The sequence below is a fragment of the Acidithiobacillus sp. TH-A36 genome (assembly GCF_057473445.1).
On the sequence record NZ_JBYCKP010000018.1, the window covers coordinates 1 to 13,093 of the forward strand.

General features: G+C 50.5%; 17 protein-coding genes. 16 read left to right on the plus strand and 1 reads right to left on the minus strand.

Annotation, left to right across the window (positions count from 1 at the left end):
• Positions 1-508: 508 nt before the first annotated feature.
• The 14 genes from AC2VLY_RS00450 (at position 509) to AC2VLY_RS00515 (ending at position 9,188) form a co-directional block, all read left to right on the plus strand.
• Positions 509-1,042, plus strand: coding sequence for a hypothetical protein (locus AC2VLY_RS00450; protein WP_486921583.1), 534 nt, complete (start codon positions 509-511; stop codon positions 1,040-1,042).
• Between the two features lie 128 nt (positions 1,043-1,170).
• On the plus strand, positions 1,171-1,386 hold the full coding sequence (locus tag AC2VLY_RS00455; RefSeq protein ID WP_486892830.1) for a hypothetical protein: 216 nt from the start codon (positions 1,171-1,173) through the stop codon (positions 1,384-1,386).
• Between the two features lies 1 nt (position 1,387).
• Complete coding sequence (locus AC2VLY_RS00460; protein WP_486892831.1) at positions 1,388-2,644, plus strand: DNA methyltransferase; 1,257 nt, start codon at positions 1,388-1,390, stop codon at positions 2,642-2,644.
• Between the two features lie 21 nt (positions 2,645-2,665).
• Positions 2,666-3,778 (plus strand): DUF5131 family protein, encoded by a 1,113-nt coding sequence (locus AC2VLY_RS00465; protein ID WP_486892832.1) that lies wholly within the window; start codon positions 2,666-2,668, stop codon positions 3,776-3,778.
• Positions 3,779-4,261: 483 nt separating this feature from the next.
• The gene (locus AC2VLY_RS00470; RefSeq protein WP_486892834.1) at positions 4,262-4,867 is read left to right on the plus strand and encodes a hypothetical protein; all 606 of its coding nucleotides are present in this window, start codon (positions 4,262-4,264) and stop codon (positions 4,865-4,867) included.
• Positions 4,868-4,906: 39 nt separating this feature from the next.
• The gene (locus AC2VLY_RS00475; RefSeq protein WP_486892835.1) at positions 4,907-5,134 is read left to right on the plus strand and encodes a hypothetical protein; all 228 of its coding nucleotides are present in this window, start codon (positions 4,907-4,909) and stop codon (positions 5,132-5,134) included.
• A gap of 98 nt (positions 5,135-5,232) precedes the next feature.
• The gene (locus AC2VLY_RS00480) at positions 5,233-5,745 is read left to right on the plus strand and encodes a hypothetical protein (protein ID WP_486892836.1); all 513 of its coding nucleotides are present in this window, start codon (positions 5,233-5,235) and stop codon (positions 5,743-5,745) included.
• A 90-nt stretch (positions 5,746-5,835) separates the two neighbouring features.
• A complete protein-coding gene (locus AC2VLY_RS00485) occupies positions 5,836-6,138 on the plus strand; it encodes a DUF1828 domain-containing protein (protein ID WP_486892837.1) in 303 nt (100 codons plus the stop codon).
• Between the two features lie 129 nt (positions 6,139-6,267).
• Positions 6,268-6,591, plus strand: a complete 324-nt coding sequence (locus AC2VLY_RS00490; RefSeq protein WP_486892838.1) for a DUF202 domain-containing protein — start codon at positions 6,268-6,270, stop codon at positions 6,589-6,591.
• Entirely contained in the window at positions 6,572-6,859 is a 288-nt protein-coding gene (locus AC2VLY_RS00495; protein ID WP_486892839.1) for a DUF202 domain-containing protein, read from the plus strand. The genes AC2VLY_RS00490 and AC2VLY_RS00495 overlap by 20 nt, the downstream gene beginning before the upstream one ends.
• Positions 6,849-7,205 (plus strand): DUF202 domain-containing protein, encoded by a 357-nt coding sequence (locus tag AC2VLY_RS00500; RefSeq protein ID WP_486892840.1) that lies wholly within the window; start codon positions 6,849-6,851, stop codon positions 7,203-7,205. The genes AC2VLY_RS00495 and AC2VLY_RS00500 overlap by 11 nt, the downstream gene beginning before the upstream one ends.
• Positions 7,202-7,735: a YgjV family protein gene (locus AC2VLY_RS00505; RefSeq protein ID WP_486892841.1), complete on the plus strand. Its 534-nt coding sequence runs from the start codon at positions 7,202-7,204 to the stop codon at positions 7,733-7,735. Before AC2VLY_RS00500 ends, AC2VLY_RS00505 begins: the two co-directional genes overlap by 4 nt.
• A 138-nt stretch (positions 7,736-7,873) precedes the next feature.
• The gene (locus AC2VLY_RS00510) at positions 7,874-8,254 is read left to right on the plus strand and encodes a hypothetical protein (protein WP_486892842.1); all 381 of its coding nucleotides are present in this window, start codon (positions 7,874-7,876) and stop codon (positions 8,252-8,254) included.
• 61 nt (positions 8,255-8,315) lie between these two features.
• On the plus strand, positions 8,316-9,188 hold the full coding sequence (locus tag AC2VLY_RS00515) for a metallophosphoesterase (protein ID WP_486892843.1): 873 nt from the start codon (positions 8,316-8,318) through the stop codon (positions 9,186-9,188).
• Positions 9,189-9,552: 364 nt separating this feature from the next.
• On the opposite strand, the gene AC2VLY_RS00520 is transcribed toward AC2VLY_RS00515, so the two are convergent.
• A complete protein-coding gene (locus AC2VLY_RS00520) occupies positions 9,553-11,202 on the minus strand; it encodes a zinc ribbon domain-containing protein (protein ID WP_486892844.1) in 1,650 nt (549 codons plus the stop codon).
• Between the two features lie 183 nt (positions 11,203-11,385).
• Between AC2VLY_RS00520 and AC2VLY_RS00525 the strand changes: the two genes are divergently transcribed.
• Positions 11,386-11,664, plus strand: a complete 279-nt coding sequence (locus AC2VLY_RS00525; RefSeq protein WP_486892845.1) for a hypothetical protein — start codon at positions 11,386-11,388, stop codon at positions 11,662-11,664.
• A gap of 419 nt (positions 11,665-12,083) precedes the next feature.
• On the plus strand, positions 12,084-13,093 hold a 1,010-nt coding region (locus AC2VLY_RS00530), incomplete at its 3' end, for a hypothetical protein (RefSeq protein WP_486892846.1).

A 13,093-nucleotide genomic window follows, 5' to 3' on the forward strand; every position in this document is an offset into this window, starting at 1 on the left:
CTTTCACCTGTCGGTGCTGGAATCTTGTTTGTTTTCATTGCTTTTTTCGTCTGTTTTAACGCCAGTGCTATTGTTGGATGCGTTCATGGATGGTTGGAACGATAGGCTTCTCTTCTTGGCTGTCGAAAGGTTTAACGAGAAAAAGGGTAATGCGCATGGCACAAGTTAAAACCAATTTGCAACAAAGGATCATCGATGTTCTATCCCGTCATGGTGGAACATTGGAGTATGAGGGATTGCTGTATTTTGTTTTCCCGCCCGCGCAATATCCTCGTGCCTATCGGTATAGTTCTAGAGGTGGCCCGCCTGGATGCGCCATGGCGCTAGGTCGTGCCCTACGCGTTATGCACGATAAGGGGCTGATACGCGATGTGTTGCATGAAACGGGTCGAACAATTCATATCGGGAAACAGGTTCATTAACGGGGCCTTCGCTTGATGGAAACGAGCGAAGGTAGAGAAAAGGCTTTGGCTTATTGTCGGGCCATTTGCAAATAGGGTTTTAACTCATGCTTGTCAAACCACGCTGTTCTGTCTGTGGTGAGCCTGTCCACAATGAGCAGGGTTACCATACGGGGTCCCTGGATCATTACGACTGCCATACTAAGCGGCATCCTTTTGTGAATGAACCACAGACCACTTTGCTGTCGGCTATTCGAGACGGTGACCGGGCCATGAACCAGTTGCGCGACGCAGCCAACCTCAAACCCCGTAAGCCTAGAGCCCTGGCCGGAGAAGGCAAGCTGGCCCAGCATGTCACCCGTCTTACGGTGGAAGCTTTGGAGCGTGTGCTGGAAGAACCCGTTTCCAGTGCCAATCTCTGGCTGCAAGCCGGTGATTATCGTGGACCCAAATGGGATCTGGATAGTTGGGGTGTGGATGCAGTTATTGGCACGGGTCACTGGATGGTTACCTGCAGCAGCCTGGAGCCAATGCGCAATTATCGGTCTTGTAAGGTAGCATTTCTTAATGCGGATGGACAAAATCATTATCACATTACTTCTTTTGAGCCGGTTCCTCTTATCATCCAGGATGAATTTTAATCCAATGAGTTGATGATGTTTGTATATTGCTCGTTGGGTTTGCAACGGTAGTCATTATTAATGCTGTGTTATGCTGATTACATATCGCGTTGTTATTTATTCATTTCCAAAACCAGGATGAATTCATCATGGACCACATCATTGCCATTTTTCATCATTCAGACCTTGTTCCGGTTATTTGTGCGGTTCTGGCCTTGTTGCTCTTTTGGTTCTTCCTCAGAAAGATTTTAGTGCTTTTGGTTGTTATTCTGGTGGCCTTTGTGATTCTTTCCTGGGTGGACCCTGCGTTTACGTCTGAGTTGCAATCCATGGTGCAACCCATGCTGCCGCTCTGGTTGAGATAAAATGAACACACCTTTTCGACAAATTAACCTGTTTGCTGACATTGCCAATGCCTACGCGGAAGCTCCGGGCGGCGTACTGGACAATGCTTCGCTGTACGCTGATGTGGCGGAAGGCATGGGCACGACAAAAGAAGCCTTGGACACCCGGATCCCTATTGGCCGCGCCGGCGTCCCGCGCTCCATCCTCAAGCGCAAAATCCGCTGGTACCAGCAAACGCTTAAACAATTGGGAATTCTTGAGCATGTGCCCGGTGCGCGGGGTGTCTGGCAGTTGTCTGAAAAAGCCGGCAAGGACCTGCACCGAGCCGCTACCGGCGTCACGCTGGTGGCCTTCAATACTGACCTGGGCGTCGCCATTTGGGGCGCGCATCAAGATGTCTTCAGACGCTTCGACGATCCAATCGCCCTATGCATCAGTTCGCCGCCCTATCCGCTCCGGAAAGCGCGTGATTATGGGGGGCCAAATGAACGGCAATATGTGGATTTTATCTGTGCAGCGTTAGAGCCCATCGTCCGCAGCCTTCTCCGTGGCGGGAGCATCGTGCTCAATTTGAGCGGGGATATTTTTGAGTCCAAGAAACCGAGCCGGTCACTCTATCTGGAGCGTCTAGTCCTGGCCCTGAATGACCGGTTAGGCCTTGCGCTGATGGACCGTATTCCTTGGGTGAATTACAGCAAGCCGCCAGCGCCGACCTATTGGGCCTGCGTGAATCGGGTGCAGCTCGCCACGGCGTATGAACCGCTGTATTGGTTCACCAATGATCCAGACCAAGTGCGGTCGGATAATCGCCGGGTTCTGGAGGCGCATTCAGCCCAACATCAACGGCTCATGGCGTTGGGCGGGGAAGGGCGGTCGGCCACTTATGGCAATGGCGCCTATCGCATTCGCCCGGATAGCTTCGGACGGGTAACGGCGGGACGGATTCCGCGCAATGTGATGGAACGTGGGCACGCCTGCAGCGACACCAAAGCCTATCGGCGGCAGGCCAATGCGCTGGGCTTGCCGAAGCATGGCGCCATTCAGCCGACCAGTATTCCGGATTTCTTTATTCGGTTTCTCACCGAACCCGGAGAACTCGTGGTGGATCTGTTCGGCGGTACGGTGAAAACCGGATTAGCGGCGGAACGATTGGGGCGGCGGTGGTTGGTGACAGAATGGATGTATGAGTATTTGCGCGGGGCTGCTGAAATATTCACGCAATTTGCGGGGTTTCAATCGGCGTTCTGTTATCCGTTGGATAGTTATAATGGAGCCTGATGCTAAAAAAGGAGAAATAGCATGGCTGACAAAACCGGCATTGCCTGGACAAACGCCACCTGGAACCCTGTCACCGGCTGTGCCAAGGTTTCACAAGGCTGCAAGCATTGCTACGCGGAACGGGAGTGGGCACGGCTTTCGGCCAACCCCAAAGCCGTGAGCTACTACGGCAGAGCCTTTACGGACGTGGCCTGTCATGAAGATCGTCTGGACCAGCCCTTGCGCTGGAAAAAGCCCCGGATGATCTTCGTGAACTCCATGTCGGACCTCTTCCACGAGGCCGTGCCGGATGCTTTCATCGACAGGGTATTCGCAGTCATGGCCCTGGCCGAGCAGCATGTTTTTCAGGTGTTGACCAAGCGACCGGAGCGCATGGTGGAATGGTTTGTGCCGGGCTACGACAACCGAGAGCATGCGGTTGGGCAAGCCATGCGTGAAATAGCCGCTGCGCGGGGTCTTGATATTGCCGGCATACCGGAATGGCCGCTTCCAAACGTCTGGCTGGGCGTATCCGTCGAAGATCAGGAAACCGCCGATGCGCGGATACCGCTGTTGATGCAGGTGCCGGCCGCCTTGCGATGGGTCAGCGCAGAACCGTTATTGGGGCCGATTGATTTCGAGGCCGTACCGGTAGGCATGTTCGGTCCTTTGCGTCCCTATCAGGCTTCCGCAACGCCGTTTAACCAGCAGATTAACTGGGTCGCTGCGGGTGGAGAATCTGGGTTTGGACCGAACATCAGGCCCATGCACCCCGACTGGGTGGAGTCCATCCAGAAACAATGCGAACAGGCTCATGTACCGTTTTTCTTCAAGCAGTGGGGCGAGTGGCTTCCATTGACACAGATGACACCGGAATATGCCGCCAGTCTCTACCGCTCCAACCGACCGGCCAAGGATGGTGAGGACCAAAATGAGCTAGATGACGAATATGGTTCACACTGCATTGTCCCGCAAAAAGTCATTATCCATAACGGGCAGGTTTTCTCTGTGGAAGATCCCCGTTCCTTTGAGCAGGATTTTTTCGGTACTCGATCTATTTTTCGCGTAGGCAAGAAAGCGGCTGGATGCCTTTTGAATGGTCGGGAATGGCAGACTTGGCCTGCTGGAAGGATCATGGATATTGTTGAAGGCTGATTAAGGGACAGTTTATGAGTGGTTTCGCGGTACGCTGGAGAATTGGCGGGATGAAAAATTTCAACGAGCGCATGAGTCGTTGGCATGGGGCAAGTGGCGATGAAATTAAAACCGAGTGTGGACTAATAGTGCCCGTGATAGCGCATGGACAGCTACCAGAATCCTACGAACTGGATGACTACCGTACCAAAATCACCTGCAAAAAGTGTCAAAAGTTATTGCTGCCAAGGAAGGAATAAATGCCCGCTGACTTTTCGTTTTTTGTCTGGCTTTGGCTGGTCATTCCTGCTGCAATAGGATTGCTGTTGGTGTGGGTGGTCGCGTTGGAAGTGCAACAGGTGTATTGCAATTTTCTTGTCTGGATTCGGAGATTACAAGATGAAAATAAAAATAAAATCTGATTTCAGAGATTACTACGACCATGCTTTTTGCGGGTCGTATGAAACGCCTGATGCCGTTTTTCAACGACAAAGCACAGGCGGCATGTCACGTTCTGTCATGTTCGCCGCCTTTGAGCTTGCCGGATTATTGACGCCCCGGCATGGTCTGGTGCGCGACCTGGTGCCCGCATTAAAGGCGGAGTATGCCAATTATCCGAAAGAACTTTGGCAAATGATGCAGGTGGTGGTGCATGTTGATGAACAGGCGCATGCTGGCGATGGCAAGGTGGCCCTGTCTTTTGATGCCGCAGAAACCCAATTTCCGGCGGCGTTTGCCGTAGAGTTCATGCCAACGGTCGCGGGGGTTGGTGCGATTTCTTATCGGCATCTGCGCGTGGGCAAAAGGATGTTTTGGCTGCGCTACACCAGCCTTGATGATTGGCGCTCAAATTGTGGCGACGTACAGATTGAATTTATGTGCGAGGCGGGTTCTGCCACTCCAGATACTCCCTTTTTTGACTTGTCTCCCATGGTCGCCGTGGATTTTTTAAGGATTGGGAACCAGATGTACGCCATTGACCTGAATATTGCCCCTGGTTTACGCGGCACTGGCATAGAGAAAATCGTACAGCCAGAGGATGTGTTGCAGGAACTAGATTCTTGGTTTGTGCGAAAACTATCGGGGAATAACGCGGATTCTTGGTCATAAAATATGAAAAGATGGTTTTATTTCGGATTTGTTGCCACGATGGCTGTGCTTATTTGGTACTGGACATTACGCGGATTTTATACCGGGCGCGTAGATGTTTTCCTAGGGCATATCACCTATGGAAAAGCCCGATGGACCGCACATCCGTTCTGGTACGTGTTCGGGATGACGGAGTGGGCTATTCTTTCCGCAGTGGCAGGTGTGATGCTTTGGCGGGCGTGGGTGACTATCCGAAAAATTCATCCCGATCACACAACACAGCCTTGATTGTTATGCGGCGATTGATGTCATGCTATAGCAAGAAATAGCTGATTTTTGCTATATAGTGTGTGGACAATCATTTTCTTTGGTATGGAGATCACAGTATGCCTTCAGTCATCAGTCCGGTCGTCGGTAAAATCTACACCCGAAGAGAGTGCCTGCTGATTTGGCGGAAGTACGAATTGCGGGGTGGATATTCCTTCACGACCGCTGTTTTCTCATTCCTCGGCGCCGTTATTTGCTTTCATCACGACATCACGCTTATGGGGTTCCAACTCGGTATCCCCCTCGCTGCCTTAACCGCCATTGCGCTCGTCACCATGTTCTATTTCCTTGAATTGGCCATCCGCTGGAAGTTTACCCCACTGCGTACCATTTGGGAGCTCTATGACCTGTCCGGACGCTATATCGACATCTATTCCGCCCTCCGGCAAATTCATTATTTCCGACAACGCCTCACCCGGCGAGAGTGGAAAATGTTTCTCGATGCTCTGAGCGAGCGGATTGACGCGGATGATAATGACGACGATGACGATGATGACGACGGATACCGTCATCGTTTGAATAAAGCCAAAAAAGCCGTGCCATTCTTCGGGCTTGTTCCAGGCTTGTCCTAGCAGTCTGTCGGACTTTTGATTTTCCAAAAAATCAATATATTGATTGTTACGTGTTTTTTCAATGTAAAGATATTTGCCCATAATGGGCGGATGCTCATTAAATCCTCATTTTCTTTTGCAGACGGAGATCCCTTGCTGCTGTACGTGGAAAAATGCCCGGGCGATATTGTGCGATTGACGGACGCTGGCCAAACGCGGATGCACTTGCGGGATGAACCCGATTCATTTTGTGCGGGTGAACGTGAGAAGCTATTCCGGCAGATGATGGCAAAGGCGGGCGTAGAAGAAAATGACGGGCAGATTTTTTTAGATACCCCCAAGGATCAAATCCGTGCTGCGGTTTTGCAGCTTTCTGAAGCTATTAGGCTTTTGGTAGAGTTCCTGGAACCGTAATGTGGTTTCTTTGCGACTCGTTCACTTTCAAGTTGGTATTGCGGATTTGAAAGAACGCGTGCCCACTGACCTTTCGTTTGTTTCGTGATTCAATGAAAGGATCGATAGCAACAGGCTTTCAAGGAGGAAATGTTGGCTTTTTATACAAATCAGTTTTCCGCACATCGTTTTATTTTGCGGGATTGGCTGGCATTAGACCGGACCATTCTTGCCAATGAGCGTACTATCTTGTCTTTCACCCGCACGGCGCTGGTACTCATTCTGGCAGGGATGACCTTTATCCGCTTTTTCAGAGCAAATCGGTGGTCCGATCTCGGTTATGTGACCTTGGCTATAGGGGTCGTTTTATGGCTGGTGGGGTTCCGTCTCTATCTCAAAAAGAAACGGGATTATCATGCCTATGTGGATGAACTCCATAGGGAGGAGCGCGACGATGCAGCGGCATCCCTATGATGACTACGCCCGGGGAAAAATGGTCTTGCGAGACTGGCTTGCGATGGATCGGACTATGTTTGCCGCTACCCGTACCTTCAATGATTATCTCAAGATTTTCATGACCGCCATTATCGCTACACTGGTTTTCCTGGTTATTTTTAAAGGAAGTTTCTGGGATGTCGTGCTCTATGTGGGCTTTCTGGTTGCGGCAATTTTACTGGTAGCCGGAATTTTTTTGATGGCACAAGCCTATTTTCATCATCGGAACCTGCATCATGATGGATAAAGCAAAATGGCTCCATGCGCTGCATATCGATGACCATCGGGAGCACTTTCATCAATACGGAGACAGCCTTGTTCTCCAGGACTGGTTGGCACTCGACCGGACGGCAGCGGCCAATAAACGGACCCTGTATGCATTCATGAGAACGACCCTGGATTTTAACGTGTCCGGGCTGGTTTTTATCCGCTTTTTTGATTATGGCTGGATTATGACGGTCGGCTGGGTTTTTCTGGGTATCTCCGTTTTGTTAGGGGGTTACGGGATCGCCCGTTATTTTCAGGTGAAAAAGCATTACCAGAAATTTCTACAGGATTCGCCCAAGCCCAAAGCGTTGCATCCTGCCCCGTGATTCCGGCATTTTGGCTGTCTCAAGCATTTGGCGGGCTGGCGCTGGTGTTAGATGTTATTAAGTTCACGCGAACAAAACGCAGAGCCCTCATTCTTTGGGGGATTCCTGCAGGCTGGTCCATGGTCGCTTCACAATATTTCCTCGGGCAAGATCAAGGTGCAGTGTTTCAGGCGATGGCGAGTCTGGAAAGTTTGTTACAAAGCCTTACCGGTAAGGACAACCGGGAGCACCGGCTAAGACGCATGATTATTGCGCTGGTTTTTGGGGGGATGGGGTTCTGGATTTACGCGCCGACCGCGATCTGGTGGACATGGCTTCCGGTCGGGACGTATATTTTCGCCAGTTTAGGGAAACTCTTTTATCGACCCTGGCTGATACGATTGGTCTGGCTGGCAAGTTCTAGTTTCATTATAACTTATTCGATAATTTGCGGGAACTGGGCCATTGTCTTGCAGCAATTTGTGGTTATGAACTTGACGCTGTTATTTTTATGGAAGGCCTATCAGAATTATCGGACAACAAGACTTTAGTTTGGGGTGATACATTACTTCGTTATGCTGACATAACCAATGCTCTTTCATACCTGCGCTCTGCACCTTTCCTCTTGTTCTGATGGGTGTGTTACGCTAACCATTGACGAAATATATGTTGTTCAAAAAGGAGCTATTATGAACGTCGAACAAATAAATACCGAATTTGACAGTCTGAAATCCTGCAATACCGCCTTCGCACAGCAGTTGCATGATTTTGCTGTCAAGCTGCACGATGCGGCACAAAGTGGAGATGCGCAACTTGTTGGACTGTATAACGACCTGAAAAGCATTTCCCAGAGCTATCGGGCCGAACAGCAGCAAATCCTGGTTCTCTTGCAAACGATTCACGAAGGTATCCAACGCCATTCCCATGACCCAGACTATCCGCATGGAAATCCATCGGGGGGTAATTATCAAAATTTCGCGCATTCCCTCCATCATTCTGGTTTTGGCCAAGCTATTGTTCGGGGCATCGGTTTTGGAATCGGTGATGATTTGATTCGCCATATTCTGTAAGCGTTGTGCTGCAAGTGGTGGTCGCCTTGTTTGCTACTACGGCCAGACAGATGATGGAGGGATGATGCGATTTCTTGAAAATAATCCGGCCATATCCCGGCATTCAGCCAATCCTGTCGGACGTGACTTTATCGTGGGCGATCTCCATGGTTGCCGGGCCATGCTGGATGACGCACTGGCACAGGTATCCTTTAAACCGGGAAAGGACCGCCTGTTCAGTGTCGGCGATCTGGTGGACCGTGGCCCGGATTCAGCAGGATGCCTGGCCCTCCTGGAAGAACCCTGGTTTTATCCGGTCTTGGGCAACCATGACGCTATGCTGATGGCGTGGATTGCCGGAAAAACTAAAGACCGTCGGCAACGGGATTACGCATATGCTTTTACTTGCATTAAGGGTTGGCAATGGGCCAAGCGATTTACCCGGGTAGCGCAATATATGCCACTACTCGAACGAGTACCTTTGGTGCGGGTCGTTGAGAGCGAAAAAGGTCGATTTCATGTTGCCCATGCTGAACTTGCCAATGCTCTTTCGAATGATTCCTGGACAGATGCTTTGCTGGATGCGGGAGATCCCGCAATTTGGGACCTGAAACATTTTATCGTCGGCTTTGACGATATGGGGACATGGAAGGATCATATTTTGTGGGGTCGAAGTTTGATCGTCGATTTCAGAAATCGTGTGCGGAAAAGCCAGCTTTTGCCGTCGCGGCATCAAGAATCGCTCTCCCGGACCTATGTTGGCCACACCATCATTCCGCCTGTGTCCGGCCAATGCCCGCTGGAAATACGCAGTCATGTTTTTCTGGATAGTGGGGCTTATCAGGCGGTTTCCAAAGAACGGGATGGTATGGGGCTGACACTCTGGAATCACACGGAAAATTGCGGAGTTTTTATGGACGCTAAAGGATATGTCAGCCATTTTTCGAGTGAGTAGGTAGGCGACACGTAATCCGTGCAACGATTTCCACTCCCTTAGAAACATTTGGCATCATATCGGGTCAAAGTCATTTGTTGGGGAAACTGATGCCCACAAACTTTTGCGGGATTAATTGATCGTTTATTTCACTGCCCAAAATGGGTCAGTGTCGATTCGTGCGTTTTTTTCATGCTCTCCAAGGGCCAGCAGGCGGTGTGCTTGGAGACTGGCTGTGGGCTAGAAAATAACCCCTGCAGCTTGCCATGGTTCTCACCTTAACTCTGCCGGGGGCAAGCAGGCCGCCTTTTTTGGGCGGCTTTTTTGTTTTTGCACGGTGGCAAAAGAGATCAAATTGATCCCAGGCCTGCTATTTTTATCGAATTCAAGTACCCTGCCCTAAAGGACAGGGATTGCCCCTGACCGTGGACAAAGGATGGTCCATCACGAGCACCCCACCTTGAATATGAGATACCCCGGTTTTCCCCTCGTAATACGCTTTCAGGGCTTTGTACTGGAATCTGGCCTTGGTCGTAGCCACATACTCGCCGAAAGCATTTACACTCAGGAATCCGTCGCGCACGAGAACGTCCCGTGCCTGTTCAAATAACCACAACAAACTGTTACCCGCATGCGTGTCTGCATGTTCACTGGAACCGCAGGCCGTGCATTCAAACTTCTGGTCCCTTCGGTTGCCCGGATCCACCTGCCCGCAACGGCAGGCCTGACTCGAATACGCGGACGGGAAATCGTGTATCCGCATGCCCAGCTTGTGGGCCTGTTCGCGCATCCAGGTGCGGATCGTTCCGAAACGCAACAGACGCAGTAGTTTATGCATGCGCCGCGATAATCCACCGCCCAGCGTAATCGAGAGACTTTCCAGTATCACGTCCGTCACGCCCTGGGCGCGTAGTTGCAATAACACGTCCTGGATCTTGTTGCGCAGAGTGGATTCACGATGCTTCACGATCTTTTTTAAGTGCAAACGATCCGCCGTGTCCAGATGCTGGTAGCCTTTCTTCTCCAACCGGGCAAGTTTAGCCTCATGCTTTTGCAGCCAGTCTTCCTCCAGGTGAAACATCAGACCATTACTGGCTGCCAGAAGATTAGTCTTCACATTCAGGTCTATACCGACAACCGTTTGAGGCGTCAGGAGCACATCTGTCCGGTCGTAAACCAGACTGATATCCACTTCACCGCGCCGGTTCAATGTGACCCAGTGCTCTTTGGTCAGGTCATAGGGTTTATCGTGATATTCCGGATTCACAGCCATTGGTAATGCTATCTCCCATTGTGGTGTCTTAAAGAGATACCAATCCTTGAATTTTCTATTGGAATCGTCTTTGAACCAATGAGAATGCCAACTGGGATTAGCTTTGTGCTTATTGAATTGGGCGGCTTTCATGTAACTGCCAGTGGTGTATTCCACCGGATGTATCCGTCGTGCCACGTTGTATTGATGGTCCGCGAGCAACCGAATCAACCGGTCCCGTCCAAACTTGCCACAATAGCTGCGCCATGCCTTTTGCCATTTTTTCGGCACGTCCGCATCGGTTTTTGGTAGAGCTCGGAAACGCATTGCATTGAGCAGCGTCGCCAGATTTCCGTAAATCCTATGGCTTTTCCAACGGAGAAGGCCCTTGCTCAGTTCCGGCTTTCCTCTGGAAAGATGGAAAGTCCGGTTGGTCATGACCTGTTGTACATGATTGACGGTGTGGGTGCATACCACCTTATGGAAAAGCTGCTGCATTTCCCATGCAGTAATGACATCGGTCAGCGCTGGTGACAGGGTTTTATTAAAATACTGGTATCCGTGTTTTTTGAAGTCCGGTATTTCGATATCCGCCAGATGCGAAAAAGCAAATTGCGCCATGCTGTTTTTAATAACACGCACCTGTTCAAAATGATCGGCTATGCTCTTTTTCTTTTTTGTATTGGACCATCCCGTGCGAATACGATCTGTAACGGTATGCACGGTTTCGGGAATACACAACGCATCTTCAGCCGTTAACTGTGGTGTCTTTGTTTTGCTCATAGGATGATTGTATCCTACTCAAAAAGGACAGGCCATGTTTACGCGATAGACAAAACCGAGCAGGTCCTGGCGCGCGCTCTGCATCCCCGCCCTGAAGGACGGGGTTTTCCGCGCGATTTTGATAAACGCGAAAAATCACTTGGTATAATACTACATATACCACTTGATACAGGGAGTTGCCACATGAACGACGATTATCTGGAGTTTCAGCACAGAGCGCAAAGAAAAGCGCTGCTGGTGGCTTTGCACCACGGCGCTACTATAAGTCGGTCCCGGAATGTCCGCGATGCGCCATTCATTGTACGGGTTAAAAACGAACAAGGCATTGTGCCGGCGGGTTTGGTTCATGAGTTATCGCAAGAAGGAATTTTGCGAAAACAAGATTATCCGCATCAGTTTTTTTATACGCTATCCGCTCGGGGCGCACAAGTTGCGCGTGAAGCGAATAGCGTTACGGCGTAGTTACGGCATCACTATTCTATTTCATTGCACCATCATCTGGCATATTTCACACTCACCAAAAAGCTGCCTGCCGCGCGTCACGCGCTTACCTGGCACTCGAGGCCCGCGTTGGCGGAGAGCCGATGTGCAGGCGTGGATTGATCAACACGTCGAACATTGATTCTGTTTCTATTCTGAGGACCTGATTTGATTAAAAAACATCCAGAAGGAACTCCTTTAAAGCCTCGTTTCTGGTATCCGCGCGATTTGAATATTCCCGATTACGAACATGATGGTCATGACGCCGCTATCCATCATGGTCCGGATGATACCATAAAAAGAAACTCCGAAACCGAACGGAGACAGCGCCGGAAAAGGCATTACCCAGGTTAGCATTATACCCTGAATGCCAATTGCCATGAGAAATAAGGAGCATTTTTGTGGGCAGCAAATCCCGTCGTCGTAAGCAACGCAGTCAAACCCAACAAGAGCCTGTCAAGTCATGGAATAGCGCCATCTCCATTGCGCTTGCCCAATTGGGCTTTGCAGCGCAGTCCGGCGATGCAAAGCGTGTCGCTGATGCGCTCATCCAGCGCGGCATTCTGGCAGCGGAAGGGCCATTCCTGGAAAAGAACATCCCTCTTTGCGATCTGATTCATACCGCCTGGGATATGCGACTGCAAAACAAGTCACATGGACCGCGCCAGCAATATCGAATGTTGTTGTCCCATCATCCACAAAGTGCTCAAGCTCTGGAATGGATAGGCTCGCTGGCAGAGCAAATTTTAAATGAGGAATCGGTCGTCGAGCAGATTGCGAAAGAGGTGATTAATTGGGCGGTGGAGGAGGAAGCGGTAGACCTTGTATTCACAGAAAGCGAATTCGATCTGTCGAGTTATGGCAAACGCACCGGACACGGATACGATCTTTCGTGCTATGGCACATTAGGTCAGTTCATGGATGAGCCCACGGAAGAGAGAGTGGCTACTTTTATCAGCGGATTCGGTTTCGCCACGCTTACCGTGTCTGATTCCATCGAAGAATCGGCGCAACATTTTGTTTTTGACGCATTGCGGTCTGCGGCAGAAAGAGCCGTGGTCGATGCGCCCAATGTGTGTCCTGAATGCCGTGATTTTTTCAAATTGGCCGTAGAAAATGCGGAGGCTTACGATGAGTTTATCGTGGATGCGGGATACGAGGTCTTATCCCGGCGGGATTGTGACCCCATAGATATTATGCTGACAGCCGGATCTCTGGATTTTCGCAGAACCTTGGCACGGTACCGTCCTGACGCGCTGGAGAGGTTGCGTCGTGATGGCCTCAACCGGATAGACACGAAAGCTTTATTGCGGGAAGCCGCCGCCATGGCCCGTGCCCCTTTAGTCTGCAAACCCTCGTATCCGCCTGTTGTTGGTCAACAAGCGTTCGTTCCCATACTGAATATCGCCGC

Coding starts and splice junctions, on each gene's coding strand:
- AC2VLY_RS00450 (WP_486921583.1), top strand. CDS start 509: ATGCTTGTCAAACCACGCTGTTCTGTCTGTGGTGAGCCTGTCCACAAT.
- AC2VLY_RS00455 (WP_486892830.1), top strand. CDS start 1,171: ATGGACCACATCATTGCCATTTTTCATCATTCAGACCTTGTTCCGGTT.
- AC2VLY_RS00460 (WP_486892831.1), top strand. CDS start 1,388: ATGAACACACCTTTTCGACAAATTAACCTGTTTGCTGACATTGCCAAT.
- AC2VLY_RS00465 (WP_486892832.1), top strand. CDS start 2,666: ATGGCTGACAAAACCGGCATTGCCTGGACAAACGCCACCTGGAACCCT.
- AC2VLY_RS00470 (WP_486892834.1), top strand. CDS start 4,262: ATGTCACGTTCTGTCATGTTCGCCGCCTTTGAGCTTGCCGGATTATTG.
- AC2VLY_RS00475 (WP_486892835.1), top strand. CDS start 4,907: ATGGCTGTGCTTATTTGGTACTGGACATTACGCGGATTTTATACCGGG.
- AC2VLY_RS00480 (WP_486892836.1), top strand. CDS start 5,233: ATGCCTTCAGTCATCAGTCCGGTCGTCGGTAAAATCTACACCCGAAGA.
- AC2VLY_RS00485 (WP_486892837.1), top strand. CDS start 5,836: ATGCTCATTAAATCCTCATTTTCTTTTGCAGACGGAGATCCCTTGCTG.
- AC2VLY_RS00490 (WP_486892838.1), top strand. CDS start 6,268: ATGTTGGCTTTTTATACAAATCAGTTTTCCGCACATCGTTTTATTTTG.
- AC2VLY_RS00495 (WP_486892839.1), top strand. CDS start 6,572: ATGCAGCGGCATCCCTATGATGACTACGCCCGGGGAAAAATGGTCTTG.
- AC2VLY_RS00500 (WP_486892840.1), top strand. CDS start 6,849: ATGATGGATAAAGCAAAATGGCTCCATGCGCTGCATATCGATGACCAT.
- AC2VLY_RS00510 (WP_486892842.1), top strand. CDS start 7,874: ATGAACGTCGAACAAATAAATACCGAATTTGACAGTCTGAAATCCTGC.
- AC2VLY_RS00515 (WP_486892843.1), top strand. CDS start 8,316: ATGATGCGATTTCTTGAAAATAATCCGGCCATATCCCGGCATTCAGCC.
- AC2VLY_RS00520 (WP_486892844.1), bottom strand. CDS start 11,202: ATGAGCAAAACAAAGACACCACAGTTAACGGCTGAAGATGCGTTGTGT.
- AC2VLY_RS00525 (WP_486892845.1), top strand. CDS start 11,386: ATGAACGACGATTATCTGGAGTTTCAGCACAGAGCGCAAAGAAAAGCG.